The organism is Mesorhizobium sp. WSM4815, from assembly GCF_055811575.1.
In genome coordinates this window covers 14,122-31,494 of record NZ_JBVVQS010000079.1, presented here as the reverse complement: position 1 = coordinate 31,494, position 17,373 = coordinate 14,122, and the positions used below count along the sequence as shown (strand labels likewise).

15 protein-coding genes are annotated in these 17,373 nt (G+C 64.2%); 11 read left to right on the top strand and 4 right to left on the bottom strand.

Going from position 1 to position 17,373, the window contains the following annotated elements; translation table 11 throughout:
- Window positions 1-263 precede the first annotated feature (263 nt).
- From AC0L2B_RS05645 to AC0L2B_RS05615, 7 genes are all read left to right on the top strand, one after another.
- Window positions 264-1,106, top strand: a complete 843-nt coding sequence (locus AC0L2B_RS05645) for an ABC transporter permease (protein ID WP_473744582.1) — start codon at window positions 264-266, stop codon at window positions 1,104-1,106.
- Window positions 1,099-1,893, top strand: coding sequence for an ABC transporter permease (locus tag AC0L2B_RS05640; protein WP_473744532.1), 795 nt, complete (start codon window positions 1,099-1,101; stop codon window positions 1,891-1,893). The genes AC0L2B_RS05645 and AC0L2B_RS05640 overlap by 8 nt, the downstream gene beginning before the upstream one ends.
- A complete protein-coding gene (locus tag AC0L2B_RS05635) occupies window positions 1,890-2,963 on the top strand; it encodes an ABC transporter ATP-binding protein (protein WP_473744531.1) in 1,074 nt (357 codons plus the stop codon). Before AC0L2B_RS05640 ends, AC0L2B_RS05635 begins: the two co-directional genes overlap by 4 nt.
- 16 nt (window positions 2,964-2,979) lie before the next feature.
- Window positions 2,980-4,254 (top strand): glycosyltransferase, encoded by a 1,275-nt coding sequence (locus AC0L2B_RS05630; protein WP_473744530.1) that lies wholly within the window; start codon window positions 2,980-2,982, stop codon window positions 4,252-4,254.
- Window positions 4,255-4,492: 238 nt separating this feature from the next.
- Entirely contained in the window at window positions 4,493-4,843 is a 351-nt protein-coding gene (locus tag AC0L2B_RS05625; protein ID WP_473744529.1) for a cupin domain-containing protein, read from the top strand.
- Window positions 4,844-4,867: 24 nt separating this feature from the next.
- The gene (locus AC0L2B_RS05620; protein WP_473744528.1) at window positions 4,868-5,212 is read left to right on the top strand and encodes a cupin domain-containing protein; all 345 of its coding nucleotides are present in this window, start codon (window positions 4,868-4,870) and stop codon (window positions 5,210-5,212) included.
- Window positions 5,213-5,373: 161 nt separating this feature from the next.
- Complete coding sequence (locus AC0L2B_RS05615) at window positions 5,374-6,882, top strand: aldehyde dehydrogenase family protein (RefSeq protein WP_473744527.1); 1,509 nt, start codon at window positions 5,374-5,376, stop codon at window positions 6,880-6,882.
- Window positions 6,883-6,919: 37 nt separating this feature from the next.
- Here AC0L2B_RS05615 and AC0L2B_RS05610 read toward each other — a convergent pair whose 3' ends face one another.
- Genes AC0L2B_RS05610 through AC0L2B_RS05595 form a run of 4 tightly spaced genes read right to left on the bottom strand, consistent with a single transcriptional unit; the run spans window position 6,920 to window position 11,437 of the window.
- Window positions 6,920-7,867: an ABC transporter permease gene (locus AC0L2B_RS05610; protein ID WP_287213381.1), complete on the bottom strand. Its 948-nt coding sequence runs from the start codon at window positions 7,865-7,867 to the stop codon at window positions 6,920-6,922.
- A 4-nt stretch (window positions 7,868-7,871) separates the two neighbouring features.
- Window positions 7,872-8,852 carry an ABC transporter permease gene (locus AC0L2B_RS05605; protein ID WP_473744526.1) on the bottom strand — a complete coding sequence of 327 codons (981 nt, stop codon included), beginning with the start codon at window positions 8,850-8,852 and terminating at the stop codon, window positions 7,872-7,874.
- 1 nt (window position 8,853) lies between these two features.
- Window positions 8,854-10,374, bottom strand: a complete 1,521-nt coding sequence (locus AC0L2B_RS05600; RefSeq protein ID WP_473744525.1) for an ATP-binding cassette domain-containing protein — start codon at window positions 10,372-10,374, stop codon at window positions 8,854-8,856.
- Between the two features lie 49 nt (window positions 10,375-10,423).
- On the bottom strand, window positions 10,424-11,437 hold the full coding sequence (locus AC0L2B_RS05595) for a substrate-binding domain-containing protein (RefSeq protein ID WP_091592281.1): 1,014 nt from the start codon (window positions 11,435-11,437) through the stop codon (window positions 10,424-10,426).
- 201 nt (window positions 11,438-11,638) lie between these two features.
- Between AC0L2B_RS05595 and AC0L2B_RS05590 the strand changes: the two genes are divergently transcribed.
- The 4 genes from AC0L2B_RS05590 to AC0L2B_RS05575 all read left to right on the top strand — a co-directional run bounded on the left by AC0L2B_RS05590 (window position 11,639) and on the right by AC0L2B_RS05575 (window position 17,285).
- The gene (locus AC0L2B_RS05590; RefSeq protein ID WP_473744524.1) at window positions 11,639-14,035 is read left to right on the top strand and encodes a glucan 1,4-alpha-glucosidase; all 2,397 of its coding nucleotides are present in this window, start codon (window positions 11,639-11,641) and stop codon (window positions 14,033-14,035) included.
- Between the two features lie 119 nt (window positions 14,036-14,154).
- Window positions 14,155-15,171 (top strand): phosphogluconate dehydrogenase (NAD(+)-dependent, decarboxylating), encoded by a 1,017-nt coding sequence (gnd, locus tag AC0L2B_RS05585; protein WP_473744523.1) that lies wholly within the window; start codon window positions 14,155-14,157, stop codon window positions 15,169-15,171.
- Between the two features lie 16 nt (window positions 15,172-15,187).
- Window positions 15,188-16,564: a glucose-6-phosphate dehydrogenase gene (gene zwf / locus AC0L2B_RS05580; protein WP_473744522.1), complete on the top strand. Its 1,377-nt coding sequence runs from the start codon at window positions 15,188-15,190 to the stop codon at window positions 16,562-16,564.
- 16 nt (window positions 16,565-16,580) lie between these two features.
- On the top strand, window positions 16,581-17,285 hold the full coding sequence (locus AC0L2B_RS05575; RefSeq protein ID WP_473744521.1) for an ROK family protein: 705 nt from the start codon (window positions 16,581-16,583) through the stop codon (window positions 17,283-17,285).
- Window positions 17,286-17,373: the final 88 nt, after the last annotated feature.

Genomic DNA, 17,373 nt, shown 5'->3' with positions numbered 1-17,373 from the left:
CAATCTCCGGCGCAGCACCCCCTCATCCGGCCGCTTCGCGGCCACCTTCTCCCCGCTGGGGAGAAGGGGCTGACGCCAAGGTCGGCGACCTCCTCTCCCCTCGGGGAGAGGTCGGATTGCCCCGAATTGCCCTTCGCAATTCGGTTGGCAATCCGGGTGAGGGGGCGCTTGTCCAAACACAATTTCGATGCCTTTGAGATGGCCTCAAGGCCAGAGGAGGGTGCGACATGAGATCGTTCACACCTTCTCGCTCCTCCTTGCTGATGGCGCCGGCGCTGGCTTGGCTCACCGCCTTGATGGTGGTGCCATGCGCGCTGGTGCTGGCGCTCGCCTTCTTCCGGCGCGGCATTTATGGCGGCATCGAATACAGCTTCACGCTGGAGAATTTCGGGCTGGTGCTCGACCCGCTCTATGCCGGCATCTTCCTCAATTCGGCGCGCATCGCCGGCACGGCAACGCTGATCGCGGTGGTGATCGGCTATGCCGCCGCCTATGCGATCGCGGCAGCACCGCGCTGGTGGCAGCCGGTGTTCTTGTTCTTCGCCGTCTTGCCTTTCTGGTCCAATTACCTGATCCGCACCTATGCATGGATCGTGCTGCTCAACCGCGAAGGCCTGATCACCCAGCTCTTGCGCTGGTTCGGCTACACCGGCGAGCCGCCGTCGATGCTCTATACCGAAGGCGCCGTCATCGCCGGTCTGGTCTACAATTACCTGCCTTTCGTCATCCTCGCCTGCTACGCGCCGCTGTCGCGGCTCAATCCGGAGCTCGCCGAGGCCTCGCGCGATCTCGGCGCTTCGGCCATGACCACATTTCGCCGGGTTATACTGCCGCTGACGGTGCCGGGCATCGCCGCCGGGGCGGTCTTCGTCTTCGTGCTGTCGATCGGCAATTTCGTCACGCCGGCACTGCTCGGCGGCGGCCGCTTCCAGATGATCGGCAATCTTGTCTACGACCAGTTCCTGACCGCCAATGACTGGCCGTTCGGCGCAGCGCTGGCGATGGCGCTGATCGCCATCATGCTTTTGGTGCTGACGGCGCAGGCCCTGGCTGCCGATCGCGCCGCCGGCCGTATCGCCGAAGCGAAAGGAGGCGCCGATGACTGAGCGCTCGCCCGCCACACGGCGCACGCTCTGGCTCGTGCTGACGCTGGTCTTCGCCTTCCTCTACATTCCGATCGCCGTACTGGTGGCGCTGTCGTTCAACCAAGGCGGGCTGCCGACCGTCTGGTCGGGCTTTTCGCTGAAATGGTATGCCTCGCTCGCCGGAAACGCCGCGATCCTTTCCGCCGCCCTCAACACGCTGATCGTGGCGCTGGTCTCGACAGCCATCGCCACGCTGCTCGGTACCTTGCTGGCCATCGGCGTCGAAATGCGCCGGCAGTACGGAAGCGGCCTCGAGGCGCTGATCTTTGCGCCGATGATCATTCCCGACATCGTGCTGGCGGTGGCGCTGCTCAGCTTCTTTTCCATGCTCGATTTCACGCTCGGCCTGGACACCATCATCCTCGCCCATGTCGTCTTCAACCTCGCATTCGTCTGCTCGGTGGTGCGCGCGCGGCTAAAAAGCTTCGACTGGTCGATCGTCGAGGCCTCCGCCGATCTCGGCGCTTCCGCGCTCACCACCTTCAGGCGGGTGACATTGCCGGTCATCCTGCCTGCGGTCGTCGCCGGCGCGCTGCTCGCCTTCACCCTTTCGGTCGACGAGTTCATCATCGCCTTCTTCACCGCCGGCGCCGGCCGCGCCTCGACTACGCTGCCGATGCAGATCTATTCGATGATCCGCTTCGGCATCACGCCGGAGATCAATGCATTGGCGACCATCGTCATGGCGGTCTCAATCACCGCGCTGACCCTGTCGCAGCGGCTCAACCGCGGAGTCATCGGCCAATGAGCGAGCCCCGCACGCTGCTGGCGATCGACAAGGTGTCGAAGAACTTCGGCCGGGTGATGGCCGTCGACGGCATCTCGCTCGATATCCGCGAGAACGAGTTCTTCGCCTTGCTCGGACCTTCCGGCTGCGGCAAGACCACGCTGCTGCGCATGCTGGCCGGTTTCGAGACGCCCAATGAGGGGCGCATCCTGCTCGACGGCCGCGACATCGCCAAAACCCCGCCCAACAGGCGGCCGGTCAACCTGATGTTCCAGTCCTACGCGCTGTTTCCGCATATGAGCGTCCGGGCCAATGTTTCCTACGGCCTTGAAATGGAGCGCTTGCCGGCAAACGAAATCCGTTCCCGCGTCGATGCCATCCTGGCGACGACCGAGCTCGTCGCCTTCGCCGACCGCAAGCCGGAGCAATTGTCGGGTGGCCAGAAGCAGCGCGTCGCGCTTGCCCGGGCGCTGGTCAAGCGGCCGCGGCTGCTGCTGCTCGACGAGCCGCTCGGTGCGCTCGACAAGAAATTGCGCGGCGCCATGCAACTGGAGCTGAAGCGCCTGCAGCACGAAGTCGGCATCACCTTCGTCATCGTCACCCATGACCAGGAAGAATCGCTCGTCATGGCCGACCGCATGGCGGTGCTGAGGGACGGCAAGCTGCTGCAATGCGATACGCCGCATGCGGTCTACGAGCATCCGGCCGACCGTTTCGTCGCCGACTTCATTGGCGTCATGAATTTCGTGCCGGGCAAAGCCGCCGCCGACGGCGTGCTGGCAGCCAATGGTGCGCGGATATCAGGCACAGTTCCCGCAAAGCTTTCGCCCGGCGCTGCGGTGGTCGCTTCAGTGCGGCCCGAGCGCATCCGGCTGTTCCCGCCGCCAGAGACGGCCAACCGTGTTGCCGGCATCGTCGAGGCGCTCGCCTATCACGGGCTCGACCTGCAGCTGCATGTCCGCACCGCTCTGTCACAAAAACCGTTCCTTGTGCGCGTCACTGCCGACGCCGCCGACCGCCGCCCGGTCGCGTCCGGCGATGCGGTCGAGCTCGGCTGGGATGCCGCCGACGTCAGAATTTTCGCAGATTGATCGAAGGAGAACTTTCATGGCGCAGAAGACCATCGCGTTTTTTCCGGAAGCGGCCTACGGCCCGGCGCTCAATTCCGTCGGCATCGCCCAGGCGGTCGAGGCGCGCGGCCACAGAGCGGTGTTCCTGTCGGATCCCGGCTTCGTCGACGTCTACAAGGGCTACGGCTTCGAGGCGCATCCGGTGAACCTGTCCGAGCCGATGCCGCCCGAGCAGATGGCCAAGTTCTGGGAAGACTTCATCAACGGCCACATCCCGAATTTTCGCAAATCGCCCTACGACCAGGTCGACAATTACGTGAAGGACTGCTGGACGGCGATCGTCGACAGCGCCAAATGGGCTGAGAAGGACCTGCCCGGCGTGCTTGCGACGATCAAGCCCGACGTCATCTGCGTCGACAACGTCATCCTGTTCCCGGCGATCAAGCAGTATGGCAAGCCATGGGTGCGCGTCATCTCCTGCTCGGAAAACGAGATCGAGGACGAGGACATCCCGCCGCATCTGTCCGGCTGCGGCGAGAACGACCACGCCTGCCATCAGCGCTACCGCGACCATTTCAACGCGGTAATCAAGCCGATCCATGACGACTTCAATACGTTTTTGAAAGCCAACAACGAAGCGCCGTATCCTATCGGCCAGTTCTTCGAGGCCTCGCCCTACCTCAACCTGCTGCTTTATCCCGAGGCGGCAAAGTTCAAGCGCCGCCATCCGCTCGACCCGGCAAAATTCCAGTATCTGGAAGGCTGCGTGCGGCAGGAGAAGCCCTACACCGTGCCGACCTTTGCCGAGAATAATGACGGGCCGCTGCTCTACGTCTCGTTCGGCAGCCTTGGCGCCGGCGATGTCGATCTCTTGAAGCGCATCATCGCGACGCTGGCCGAGACTCGCTACCGGGCGCTGGTCAATGTCGGCGGCTACAAGGACCAATACGCGCAAGTGCCGGGCAATGTCATCGTCGAGAGCTGGTTTCCGCAGCCCTCGGTGATCCCGCAGGTCGATGCGGTGATCCACCATGGCGGCAACAACTCGTTCACCGAGTGTCTCTACTTCGGCAAGCCGGCGATCATCATGCCCTATGTCTGGGATGGCCACGATAACGCGACCCGGGTCGAGGAGACCAGCCACGGCTTCGGCATGCCGCGCTACGACTGGAGCAACGCCGAGCTGATCGCCAAGATCGAAACCTGCCTGTCCGACCCGGCAATCAGGGCCAAGCTGGCGAAGACGTCGGCGCAGATGCAGGCGCAGAACGGCCCGGAGAAGGCAGCGGGGCTGCTGGAGAAACTGCTGTGACCGGGCGGATGGGTATGGCGTTCCTTCGCGCCCCCCTCTGTCCTACCGGACATCTCCCCCACTTGGGGGGAGATTGGCCGTCATCACTGATTTCGCCAATCACAAATGTCGCAAGAAGAGTGCCGCCGCCAGAGCTGCCAATCTCCCCCCTCGTGGGGGAGATGTCCGGCAGGACAGAGGGGGGCGCCGTAGAGCGAGACGATCGCGAAGTCATGCATCGCACCGGCGGAACTCCCACATGACCTCCTCCGCCCCACACCTCCACCAAGCCTCCACCCGCACCGACCTGATCGACTGGGGCGCCCAGCCCGATGCGCTGGAAGGTGCTTCGCACTCCACCGGCAGGCTCGTCCACAAGGGGCCGAACAACCAGCCGGAATCCGGCATCTGGGTCTGCACGCCCGGCCGCTGGCGGCTGGCGATCCCGCGCGACGAACTGTGCCATTTCGTTGCCGGCCGCGCGACCTACCGATCGGACAACGGCGAGGTGATAGAAGTCTCCGCTGCCACGGTGGTCATGTTCCCGGCCGGCTGGATCGGCGAATGCACCGTCCACGAGACCATCCGTAACATTTACATGCTGGCCTGAAGCCAGCCACTGGAGCTTCACGACGTGCCGACACCGATCATGAAATCGCCGCTTGCCCTCACCGACCTCGTCGACTGGGGCGTCATCCCCACGATGATCGAGGGCGAATCCCGCACCTGCGGCAAATTGCTGCACAAGGGACCGGAAGGCCGCTCCGAATGCGGGCTGTGGGTCTGCACCCCAGGCAAATGGCACTGCCACGTCACCCGCGACGAATTCTGCCATTTCCTAGAGGGCCGCTGCTCCTATGTCCACGAATCCGGCGAGGTGATCGAGATCGAACCCGACACCGCGGCGTTCTTTCCGCAGGACTGGAAGGGCGTCTGCACCGTCCACGAGACGATCAAGAAGGTCTACATGATCCGCTGAGCCTTCTCGATAATTCTACCCTGCCGGACACCTGACGCGGTTTTCTCCGCTTCCGATGCTCACGGACTCCAACGTCCGCTCCGCTTCGGTTCTCGAAAACCACGCCATCTGTCTCGGCAGGGCGAATTCTCAAAAAGGCTCTGCACACACGAGAGGACAGAATGGACTTTTCACCTGACCTGCCGGCCTTCTTCGTCAATCCGGATTATCGGCCGATGACCGGCGCTGCAAAACCGGTGATCGATCCGGCGACACTGGAAACCGTCGGCGCCATCGCGACTGCAACCGACGGCGAGATCGACACCGTGCTCACCGCTGCGGCCAGGGCGCAAGCTGCCTGGAAAAAGCTCGACGCCAAGAGCCGCGCCAGGCATCTGCATGCAGTCGCCAACGCCATCGAGGCGTCCGACTTCACGCGCTGCGCCGAACTGATGGTGCGCGAGATGGGCAAGCCCTATCCGGAAGCAATCGGCGAGATCGCCAATTGCGCGTCGATCTTCCGCTACTACGCCGAAATGGCGCGCGACGATGCCGGCAAGATCGCCGGCACGACGCAGGCGGGTTCGTTCCAGCATGCGCGCTACGAGCCCTACGGCACGTCTGTGCACATCATGCCCTACAATTTCCCGATCCTGTTGATGTGCTGGACCGTTGCCGCCTCGCTTGCCGCCGGCAATGCCTGCGTCATCAAGCCGGCCGAAGCGACGACACTGTCGACTCTGGATTACATGACCGTGTTCCGCTCACTGCCGGAGGGCCTGGTTTCCTGCCTGCCCGGCGCGGCGGCCACGGCGCAGGCTTTGATCGCCTCCGATCGCACCCATGCGGTTGCCTTCACCGGTTCGGTCGCCGCCGGCAAGGCTGTCGCCGTCGCTTGCGCCGAGCGCATGAAGCCATGCGTCATCGAGGCCGGCGGCAGCGATCCGCTGATCATCAGCCGACACGCCCCGCTCGACGTGGCGGCCGCCGGCAGCGTCACCGCCGCGTTCCATCTCACCGGCCAGGTCTGCACCTCGGCCGAACGGTTTTTCGTTGTCGATGCCGTTCATGACCGCTTTGTCGAGCTGTTTGCGCAGAAGACACGGGCGCTGCGCATCGGCAACGGCCTCGACAAGACCGAGATCGGGCCGCTGGTCAGCGAGGCGGCGCGGGCGAAAGTCATACGGCTGGTCGACGATGCCGTGCGCAATGGTGCCAAGGCGATCACCGGCGGGCGTATTCCGCCGGCGCACAATGTCGGCTGGTTCTACGAGCCGACGATCCTGACCGGCGTCACCCCCGACATGGCGATCGTGCGCGAAGAATGTTTCGGACCAGTCGCCGCGATCTGCCGGGTCAAGGATTTCGACGAGGCGATAGAACTTGCCAATGACAGCCCGTTCGGGCTCGGCGCCTCGGTGTTCACCACCGATCTTGCCGAGGCGCATGAGGCTGCGGAGCGGCTCGAGGCCGGCATGGTCTGGGTCAACAATCCGCTGATCGACAATGACGCGCTGCCGTTCGGCGGCTGGAAGGCGTCGGGCCTCGGCCGCGAACTTGGTCGCCAGGGGCTGGATGCCTTCCGCCGCTCGAAGATGGTCATCATCGACCACAGGCCAGCGATCCAGGACTGGTGGTATCCCTATCCCGACAGCTGGTTCCGCGAATCTGGCGGGCGCAAGCACGTATGAGATGACACAGGTCAGCGCCGCCAAGCGCCGCCGCTTGCTAGCGCAGCGCTTTCTGCCCGCCGGCGGCAGTGATGACGCCGACGATGATCAGCCCGGTCAGCAACAGACGGACGCCGGCGCTAACGCCGAACGTGTTGAGCATGGTCAAAAGCAGCACCAGGAACAGGGCCGCGCCCCATACACCCGGCACATTGGCCTTGCCGCCGGCTACCGACGTGCCGCCGATGACGACGACGGCGATCGAGGCCAGCAGGTACTCATTGCCGATATCGACATTGGCGCCGCGGAAATAGCCGGCGAGCAGCGCCCCGTCGAGGCCGCCGAGCGCGCCCGACAGCGTGTAGGTAAGAAAGCGGATGCGGCCGACATTGACGCCGGCCAGCCACGCCGCGCGGATGTTCTGGCCGATCGCCAGCACCGAACGGCCATAGATCATGCGCTGCAGCGCGATCGCAGCGCCGATGGAGAACAGCACGGTGAGGATCGCCAGCACCGGAATGCCAAGAATCTGCCAGTTGGTGAAACTGGCAAAGCCCGGCGGCGGCTTGATCTGCAAGCCGCGGCCATAGCTGATGTCGATCGACTGGATGATGAAGCTCGCCGACAGTGTGGCGATGATCGGTGGAATGCGCAGCGCCCAGATCAACAGATAATTGGCGGCGCCGATCGCCATGCCGCAGGCCAGCGCCGCCAGCAGCCCGACCGCGATCATTGAATCATTGCCGTCCATCACCTTCATGGCGACGGCGCTGGCGAGGCCGATATTGGCCGGCAGCGACAGGTCGACATTGCCGGGACCGAGCGTGATCACGAACATCTGGCCGACACCGACGATGACGGTGAAGACGGCGAGCGAAAGTGCTGCCGTGATCATGCCGCCGCCGCCATATCCGCCGGTGAAGGTGACCGTCGCCAGCCACACCAGCAGCGCGCCGATGAAGGACCAGATCCAGGGTTTGGCGAGCAGCAATCGCAACGATGCCATCTCCTCACCTCTCTTTGCGGCTGATCAGCACCCGGGCCGCCAGCACGATGATGAGGATGGCGCCGTTGGCGGCCACCTGCCAATCGGGCGGGATGTGCATGAAGGTCAGCAGCGGCGACGCGGCGAGCGCCAGCGTCAGCGCGCCGATCACCGCGCCGATCGGCGATACCCGGCCGCCGACGAATTCGCCGCCACCGAGGATGACGCCGGCGATCGACAGCAGCGTGTAGCCATTGCCGATATTGGCATCGGCCGAGGTGGTGATGCCGATCAGGGCCATGCCGGATAAAACGCCGAACAGGCCGGTCAATGCGAACAGCACGACCTTGGTCTTGAGCAGCGACCAGCCGGCACGGCTGAGGGCCGCGGCATTGCCACCGGAGCCGCGCAGGATCACGCCATACGAGGTGCGCATCAGCCCGAAGTGGACGACCGCGGCAATCAGCAGCGCCGCAATGATCGGGAACGGAACGAAGGGCGGTTTGAAGGCCATGAGCGACAGCAGCCAGTCCGGCGCCTTGCCGCCGGGCTTCGGCAGGATGAGGATGGCGAGGCCCTGCCAGACAAAACTCATGCCGAGCGTCACCACGATTGAAGGCAGATTGCGCAGATGGATCAGCGCGCCGAGCAGCGCATAGACGCCGATCGACCCGAGGAGGATCAAGACACCGACCAGCGGCGCCTCCTTCAGCCATGTCGCCGTGACGCAGCCGACGAAACCGACGAAGGTGCCGATCGACAGGTCCAGCTCGTTGCCGGCAATGACGAACATCTGCGCGATCGTCGCCAATGCGATCGGGATCGCCAGGTTGAGCATCAGGCTGAAGCCGAAATAGCTGATGGCGCGCGGGTTGAGCCAGGCGATCGCCAGCAGCACCAGCACCAGTGACATCGCAGGCAGCAGCCCGCGCAGCAGGCGCGCCCGCGCCAGCGCGCTTCGCTCGGAAGAACTCTTGGGACCGGTCTCGACGGGTGCTGCCGTCATCTCAGGCCGCATCGCCGAACGAGGACTGGATGATCTTTTCCTCGGTCAGCTCGTCGCGACCAAGCTTGGCGACGATCCGGCCGTTCTTGAAGACATAGACGTGGTGGCAATTGTCGAGCTCTTCGGTTTCCGTGGTGTACCAGAGGAAGGTACGGCCGCGGCCAGCCTCTTCGCGCACAAGGTCGTAGACCTCGAGCTTGGTGCCGATGTCGACGCCGCGCATCGGGTCGTCCATCAGCACGATCTTGGCGTCGGAACCGAGCGCCCGGGCAAACAGGGCCTTCTGCTGGTTGCCGCCGGACAGCGAGAAGATGTTGTTGTTCATGTCGGGGGTGCGGATGCCGATTTTCTTTTGCCAGAAGTCGGCGAGCTCGGCTTCGCGCCGCGGCGAGATCAGCAGGCCGTTGCGCAATCGCGCCAGCGAGCGGATGCCGATGTTTTGCGCAATCGACCATTGCGGAAAGATCCCGTCAGACTGGCGGTCGCCGGCCACCAGCGCCACCGGCGCGGTGACCTCGATGCCGGTTTTGGTGCGCGCCGCGGCTGCGAAAATCGCCAGCAGCAGATCGGTTTGGCCATGACCGGCAAGCCCGGCAAGGCCGATGATCTCGCCGCCATGCGCCACAAGTTCGTTGCCGTCCTGTTGCCGCGCTGGGCGGGCCCGGACCCGCAACGGGCCGGTCTCCGGCTTTTGGGTCGCGATTTCGGCCGCGATCTTCTCACGCGCTGCCGCTCCGCCCATGGTCGTCACCAGCCTGCCGCGATCGAAAGCCTTAGCCGCATCCGACGCGACGACCTTGCCGTCGCGCATCACCACGATGCGGTCGGCATTCCCGAGCACCTCGCCGAGAACATGCGAGATCAGAATGCAGCTCTTGCCCCCGGCGACAAAGCGCCGGACGAAACCCAGCAACTGGCCGGCCGTGTGCGCGTCGAGCGAGGATGTCGGCTCGTCGAGGATGACCAGCTCGAGCGGATCCTGCGTCACCGTGAAGGCGCGCGCCACTTCGACCATCTGCCGCCTGCCGATGGAGAGGTCGCTGGCAATATCGGCGGCGGAGATGCTGTGGCCCGGGAATATCTCGTCGAGCTTGGCCGCGATCAGATCGGCCGCCTTGCGCCGCCAATCAAAGCCGCGCAGCGTCGGGTGGTTGATTCGCGTGTTCTCGGCAACGCTGAGATTCGGGCACAGCGACAGTTCCTGGAACACGCAGCGTATGCCCAGTTGTTGGGCGCGCGGCACCGAATAATTATCTTCGATGCCGCCACGCACCGCGATCCGACCGCTGTCGGGCACGAGCGTGCCCGCCACCATATGCATCAGCGTCGACTTGCCCGCGCCATTGTGGCCGACGAGACCGACGCATTCGCCGGCGCCGACGTGGAAATCCACCCCGGCAAGCGCCCGGACGGCGCCGAAATGTTTTTCGGCTCCGTCCAGTCTGATGATGTCGACAGTGGCGGCGCCGAAATGTTTTTCGGGGCCGTCCAGTCTGATGATGTCTGCACCGGCCTCGGGCATCCCTAGCGAAATCCGGAAGACGACGCGCGCGGCATTGGATGTGCTACGCTCACTTGATGTTGGCTTTGATCGCCGCGATGGCGTCTTCCTGCGTGTATTCGTGGCTGGCGACGCCGCCCTTGGGGATGTTCGGCAGCTCGGCCTCGAAATTATCCTGGGTGAAGGCGAGGTATGGCACCAACAGGTCATGCGGCACATCGGTGCGGCCGTCGAGCACCTGCTGCGCCACCCAGAAGGCCAGCGACGACACGCCCGGCGCAATCGACGCCGACCAGGTCTGGTAGCCATCCTTGTCCTTCTGTTCCTTCCACCACTGCAATTCGTCCTGGCGGTTGCCCATGATGATGGTCGGGCGCGGTTTGCCGGCGGCGGCGAAGGCTTGTGCCGCGCCATAGCCGTCGCCGCCCTGATCGACGACGCCGACGATTTCCGGCAGCGACGGCAGGATCGTCGCGACCGCCTTCTGCGCTGTGGTCTGGTCCCAGTCGCCGGTCACCGAACCGACGATCTTGAACTCGGGATGGGCGGCGACGCCCTCCAGAATCCCGGCGTGGATGGCGTCGTCGATCGAGGTGCCGGCAAGGCCGCGGATTTCCAGCAGATTGCCGCCCTCGGGATGGAACTTGGCCATCTGCTCGACTTCCTGCCTGCCCATGTCCTTGAAGTCGACGACGACGCGGTAGGCGCAGGGCTCGGTGACGATGCCGTCGAAGGAGACGACGACGATGCCGGCATCGCAGGCCTGCTTGACGGCGCCGTTGAGCGCGTCCGGCGAGGCGGCGTTGATGACGATGGCGTCATAGCCTTGCAGGATCAGGTTCTGCACCTGTGCTGCCTGGGTCGGCACTTCCTTGTCGGCCGTCGTGAAGATGTCCGCGGCAGCGACCACCCCGTCGGCGACCGCCTTCTTGGTGACGATGGCATAGCTGTCGAGCATCGCCTGTCGCCACGAATTGCCGGCATAATTGTTGGAAAAGGCGATCTTCTTGTCGCTGGTGTCGGCAAACGCGGCGCCTGACGCGAGCATCGCCGCAAGGGCACTCAAGACGAGTATCTTCTTCATCTGTTATCCTCCCATGGATTGCTGGTCGTTGTTGGCTGCTGGCGGCTGTTATGACGACCCTCGTTTCAATATTGTCAGACAAATTTAGATGGGCGCACTTGTCAACAGCGATCGATGAAGGTTTGACGATCAACTTGCGGTGCAATGATTGAAAAGGCTTCGGCTCCTGGTCTAGGGATGGGGCAGGAGACGAAAATCAAGATGGCAGCGACGCCGACTGATGCGCTGGGCGCACCCGGAATTCCGGCGCGCTGGACGTCGAGCACCAAGAACGGCGTCGGAACCGCGCTTTCGCCGGCCTGCCCTGTCTGGTTCACGATCAGCCACGGCATCCTCAACGAGGTCTATTATCCCCGCCTCGACAGCGCCTGCACCCGAGACATGGGACTGGTCGTCACCGGCCCCGGCTTCTATTTCTCGGAAGAAAAGCGCGATGCCGTGCACAGCCTCGAGCCGTTCGAGGATGGGGTGCCCGCCTACAGGCTGGTCAACACCGCCGCCACCTACCGGATCGAAAAGCGCATCGTTACGGATCCGGAACATCCTGTTTTGCTGCAGGAAATCAGCTTCACGCCGCTGAGCGGCACATACGCCGATCACCGCGTCTACGCGTTGCTGGCGCCGCATCTGGTCAACGCCGGCATGGCCAACACCGCCTGGGTCGGCGACTACGAGGGGAGGCCTGTCCTGTTTGCATCGGGACGTGGCGTTTGCCTGGCGCTCGCCTCGTCGCTGCCTTGGGGAGCATGCTCGGCCGGCTATGTCGGTGTCTCCGACGGCTGGCAGCAACTCCGTCGTGACGGACGACTCGACCCGGCTTGCCGCAGGGCCGAGGACGGCAATGTCGCGCTGACCGGCGAGATCCGCTTCTCGGCCGCGGACCCGAAGGCGCTGCTGGCACTGGGTTTCGGAACGACGCCGCAAGAGGCGGCGGAAAATGCCTCGGCCAGCCTGAAGCGAGGTTTTGCGCCCGCGGCCAAATCCTTTATCGAAAAATGGCGCAAATGGCAGGCTGGCTTGCTGCCGCTGGACCGGCAGGTAGCGGGGATCAACACCTATCGTGTCAGCACGGCGGTTCTGGCAACGCATCGCTCATCCACCGGCGCGGCCGTCGCCAGCCTGTCGATCCCGTGGGGCTTCAGCGAGGGCGACGACGATATCGGCGGCTATCATCTGGTCTGGCCGCGCGACCTGGTCGAAACCGCGGGCGGCTTTCTCGCCGCCGGCGATCCGGCGCAAGCGCTTGAGATCCTCGCCTATCTCCGCTCGATCCAGCAGCCGGATGGGCATTGGCCGCAGAACGCCTGGCTCGACGGATCTGCCTATTGGCCGGGCATCCAGATGGACGAATGCGCGTTTCCGCTGCTGCTCGCAGACGCGCTGCGCCGGGCTGGGCATCTGGCAGACGCCGCGTTGCGCTCCTTCATGCCGATGGTCGAACGCGCCGCTTCCTATGTCGTGCGCAACGGTCCGGTCACCGGTGAAGACCGCTGGGAGGAGGATGCCGGCTACAGCCCGTTCACGCTGGCCGTCGAGATCGCCGCCCTGCTGGCCGCGGCCGACCTGTTCGAAACTTGCGGCAAAGCAGAGCCGGCAAATTATCTGCGGGAAACCGCCGATGTCTGGAACGACCAGATCGAGCGCTGGACCTATGTCACCGGCACTCCACTCGGCGAAGAGGTCGGCGTCGAGGGCTATTACGTCCGCATCGCGCCGCCCGACACCGCCGGCGCGGCGTCGCCGAAGGACGGCTATGTGCCGATCAAGAACCGGCCGCCGGGCGATAGCGACCGGCCGGCCGAGGCGATCGTCAGCCCGGATGCGCTGGCGCTCGTCCGCTTCGGCCTCAGGGCCGCCGACGACCCGCGCATCGTCGACACGGTCAAGGTCATCGATGCGCGGCTGCGCTGCGACCTGCCGCAGGGGCCCGTCTGGTATCGCTATACCAGCGACGGCTATGGCGAGCGCGCCGACGGCGCGCCCTTCGACGGGACCGGCCCGGGCCGGCCCTGGCCGCTGCTGGTCGGCGAGCGCGCCCATTACGAACTGGCGGCGGGACGCAAGGACAAGGCAGCGAGCCTGTTAAAGACCCTGGAGAATTCTGCCGGGTCTGGCGGCCTGCTGCCCGAGCAGGTCTGGGATGGTCCCGACATCGCCGAACACGAACTGCGGCACGGCGGACCATCGGGCAGCGCCATGCCGCTGGTCTGGGCGCATTCGGAGCATATCAAGCTGCTGCGCTCGCTCAAAGACGGCGCCGTCTTCGACATGCCGCCGCAAGGCGTGAAGCGCTACATCGAGGACAGGACCGTGGCGCCGCGCCGGACATGGCGCTTCAATCACAAGCTCCGCGCCATGCCCGCCGGCAAGCTGCTGCGCGTCGAACTGCTGGCCCGGGCGGTGGTCCATTGGAGCAACGACGATTGGGCAACCATCCATGACGCCGCGACGATCGAGAACGCCTTCGGCATCCATCTCACGGACCTGCCCGTTGCCGATGTCCCGCCGGGCAATATGATCGTCTTTACTTTTTTCTGGCCCGATGCCGGCCGTTGGGAGAATGTCGACTTTTCCGTCGGTATCGACAAGCCGGACTAGAGCATGATCCCGAACCGAAGGTCCGCGTTAGCGAAAAGTGGAAACCGGTTTTCGGAAAGATCATGCTCCAACGATAGAGCCAGTAGATCTTCTATCCCTCAAGAAGCAGGACGAAAAACATGCAGATCGGAATGATGGGACTGGGCAGGATGGGCGCCAACATGGTGCGGCGCCTGCTGCGCGATGGCCATGAATGCGTGGTCTACGACATCAACCCGGCCAGCGTTGAAGCCCTTGTGACGGCTGGCGCGATCGGAGCCGCTTCGCTGGAGGAGTTCGTCGGCAAGCTGACCAAGCCGCGCAGCGCCTGGCTGATGCTGCCGGCGGCGATCACCAGCCGGGTCGTCGACCAGGTGGCCGACCTGATGGAGCCGGGCGACATCATCGTCGACGGCGGCAATTCCTATTATCACGAAGCTGTCGACCATGCCGCGCGGCTGGCATCGAAAGGCTTGAACTATGTCGATGTCGGCACCAGCGGCGGCGTCTGGGGCCTCGAGCGCGGCTATTGCCTGATGATCGGCGGCCCCGACAGCGCGGTCCAGCATCTCGACCCGGTCTTCGCCACCCTGGCGCCGGGCGCCGATGCCGGGATGCATGCCCCTGGCAAGGATGCCGGAACCGCACCGTTCGGCTATCTCCACTGCGGACCGAGCGGCGCCGGCCATTTCGTCAAGATGGTCCATAACGGCATCGAGTACGGCGTCATGGCCGCCTATGCCGAGGGCATAAACATCCTGAAGTCTGCGAATGCCGGCAAGCGACAGCGGACCGCCGACGCCGAAACCAGCCCATTGGAAAATCCGCAATATTACCAGTTCGACATCGATATCGCCCAGGTTGCCGAGGTCTGGCGGCATGGCAGCGTCATCGGGTCCTGGCTGCTCGACCTCACGGCGGGCGTATTGAAGGCCGATTCGGGGCTGACGCAGTTCGGCGGACGGGTTTCGGATTCCGGCGAAGGCCGCTGGACGCTGAAGGCGGCGATCGACACCGGCGTGCCGGCGCCTGTTCTGTCCTCGGCCCTGTTCGACCGGTTCTCCTCGCAAGGCGAATCCGAATTCGCCGACAAGCTGCTGTCCGCCATGCGCTATGCCTTTGGCGGTCATGTCGAAAAGCCGAAGACCGGCTCGTGACGGGGAAGACACGCTCATGAACCAGGAACGGTCCGACACGCTGGTGCTTTTCGGGGCGACCGGCGACCTCGCCCACAAGAAAATCTTCCCGGCACTTTACGCCATGGTCGCCAAGGGAACACTCACCGAACCGGTGATCGGCGTCGCTTTCGACGCCTGGGACCAGAAGCAGTTGCAGGCGCGCGCCCACGACGGCATCATCAAGGCCATCGGCAAGGTCGACGAAAAAATCTTCGCTAAACTAGCCTCGCTGCTTCGTTATGTCAGCGGCGACTACCGCAGCGCCGCGACATTCGAGAAGCTGAAAAGCGCGCTCGGAACCGCACAGCACCCGCTGCACTATCTGGCAGTGCCGCCGACCATGTTCGAGACGGTCATCCAGGGGCTGGAACAATCGGGCGCGGCCCAGGGCGCGCGCCTGATGGTGGAAAAGCCTTTCGGTCACGATCTGCAATCGGCGCGCTGGCTGAACCGGGTCCTGCATCTGGTGTTCGACGAGCAGTCGATCTTTCGCATCGACCATTATCTCGGCAAGGAGGCGATCCAGAACCTGCTCTATTTCCGCTTCGCCAATTCCTTTCTCGAGCCGATCTGGAACCGCAATTTCGTCGAGAGCGTGCAGATCACCATGGCCGAGGATTTCGGCGTCGAAGGCCGCGGCCGCTTCTACGACGAAGTCGGCTGCATCCGCGACGTCATCGAGAACCATCTGCTCAACATCCTGCTGCTGCTGGCCATGGAGCCGCCCGTTGGCCGCTCGGCCGACGATCTGATCGACGAGAAGGTGCAGGTGTTGCGGGCGATCAGGACGCTGACCAGTGACGATGTCGTGCGCGGCCAGTTCAAAGGCTATCTCAGCGAGCCGGGCGTCGCACCGAATTCGCCGGTCGAGACCTTCGCGGCGGTGCGTTTCTTCGTCGACACCTGGCGCTGGCGCGACGTGCCCTTCTTCATCCGCGCCGGCAAATGCATGCCGGTGCACGCCACCGAGGTCATCGTGCGGCTGAAGCGGCCACCGCTCGACGTCTTCGACCCGATCAAACCCGGAGATGCGAATCACGTCCGTTTCCGCATCGACCCGCAGGTGGCGATCTCGATCGGCGCCCAGCGCAAGGCCGCTGGTGACGACATGATCGGCGAGCAGGTCGAACTCACCGCGCTCGACGACAGCAAGGGCGACATGCCGCCCTATGAGCGGCTGATCGGCGACGCCATGAACGGCAACGGCCAGTTGTTCACTCGCCAGGATGCCAGCGAGCTTGCTTGGCGGATCGTCGGCCCGGTGCTCGGCGATACCACGCCGCCACACCTCTATGAGCCGGGAACATGGGGTCCCGCCGAGGCGATGGCCGGGTTTGGACCGCCGAACGGCTGGATCAACCCGGCGAAATGAACTCGGAGGCGACGCAATGGCCAAGGCGGCGAAAAAGCAAGCACCGGACAGCGAGAGGATCGTGCTTGCGATCGATATCGGCGGCTCCCATGTCAAGATCCTCACCAGCGCCGGCGGCGAGGAGCGCAGAGCCGATTCCGGACCCGGCCTGACGCCGCAGCAGATGATCGCCGCCGTGCAGACGCTCGCCGATGGCTTGCCCTACGACGTCGTCTCGATCGGTTATCCTGGCCCGGTGCACCACAACAGGCCACTGGCCGACCCCGCCAATCTCGGCAAGGGCTGGGTCGGATTTGACTTCGCAACGCAGTTCGGCAAGCCGGTGAAGCTGGTCAACGACGCGCTGATGCAGGCCGTCGGCAGCTATGAGGGCGGGCGCATGCTGTTCCTGGGTCTCGGAACCGGCCTCGGTGCTGCGATGGTCCTCGACAACGTCGCCCAGCCGATGGAGCTCGCGCATCTTCCCTACAAGAAGGGCGGCAGCTTCGAGGACTATGTCGGCGAACGCGGCCTTGAAAAGCGCGGCAAGAAGAAATGGCGCAAACACGTTTTCGACGTCGTCGAGCGGCTGCGCGCCGCCCTTCAGCCTGACTATGTGGTCATCGGCGGCGGCAATGTCGACAAACTCGACGAATTGCCTGCCGGTTGCGAGCGTGGCGACAACACACGCGCCTTCGAAGGGGGATTTCGACTGTGGCGCGACAAATCCCTGATTGTCTGATATTATAGCGGTTCGAGGCCAAATCTGTTGATCTGGCCCGGTCGTTAGTATTGTTATTCAAAATAATGTGTAGCGTGGTGCGGCGTCA

What these genes read in the sequence shown, in the direction of transcription:
- AC0L2B_RS05645 (WP_473744582.1), top strand. Translation starts at nt 264, where the DNA reads ATGGCGCCGGCGCTGGCTTGGCTCACCGCCTTGATGGTGGTGCCATGC.
- AC0L2B_RS05640 (WP_473744532.1), top strand. Translation starts at nt 1,099, where the DNA reads ATGACTGAGCGCTCGCCCGCCACACGGCGCACGCTCTGGCTCGTGCTG.
- AC0L2B_RS05635 (WP_473744531.1), top strand. Translation starts at nt 1,890, where the DNA reads ATGAGCGAGCCCCGCACGCTGCTGGCGATCGACAAGGTGTCGAAGAAC.
- AC0L2B_RS05630 (WP_473744530.1), top strand. Translation starts at nt 2,980, where the DNA reads ATGGCGCAGAAGACCATCGCGTTTTTTCCGGAAGCGGCCTACGGCCCG.
- AC0L2B_RS05625 (WP_473744529.1), top strand. Translation starts at nt 4,493, where the DNA reads ATGACCTCCTCCGCCCCACACCTCCACCAAGCCTCCACCCGCACCGAC.
- AC0L2B_RS05615 (WP_473744527.1), top strand. Translation starts at nt 5,374, where the DNA reads ATGGACTTTTCACCTGACCTGCCGGCCTTCTTCGTCAATCCGGATTAT.
- AC0L2B_RS05610 (WP_287213381.1), bottom strand. Translation starts at nt 7,867, where the DNA reads ATGGCATCGTTGCGATTGCTGCTCGCCAAACCCTGGATCTGGTCCTTC.
- AC0L2B_RS05605 (WP_473744526.1), bottom strand. Translation starts at nt 8,852, where the DNA reads ATGACGGCAGCACCCGTCGAGACCGGTCCCAAGAGTTCTTCCGAGCGA.
- AC0L2B_RS05600 (WP_473744525.1), bottom strand. Translation starts at nt 10,374, where the DNA reads ATGCCCGAGGCCGGTGCAGACATCATCAGACTGGACGGCCCCGAAAAA.
- AC0L2B_RS05595 (WP_091592281.1), bottom strand. Translation starts at nt 11,437, where the DNA reads ATGAAGAAGATACTCGTCTTGAGTGCCCTTGCGGCGATGCTCGCGTCA.
- AC0L2B_RS05590 (WP_473744524.1), top strand. Translation starts at nt 11,639, where the DNA reads ATGGCAGCGACGCCGACTGATGCGCTGGGCGCACCCGGAATTCCGGCG.
- gnd (WP_473744523.1), top strand. Translation starts at nt 14,155, where the DNA reads ATGCAGATCGGAATGATGGGACTGGGCAGGATGGGCGCCAACATGGTG.
- zwf (WP_473744522.1), top strand. Translation starts at nt 15,188, where the DNA reads ATGAACCAGGAACGGTCCGACACGCTGGTGCTTTTCGGGGCGACCGGC.
- AC0L2B_RS05575 (WP_473744521.1), top strand. Translation starts at nt 16,581, where the DNA reads ATGGCCAAGGCGGCGAAAAAGCAAGCACCGGACAGCGAGAGGATCGTG.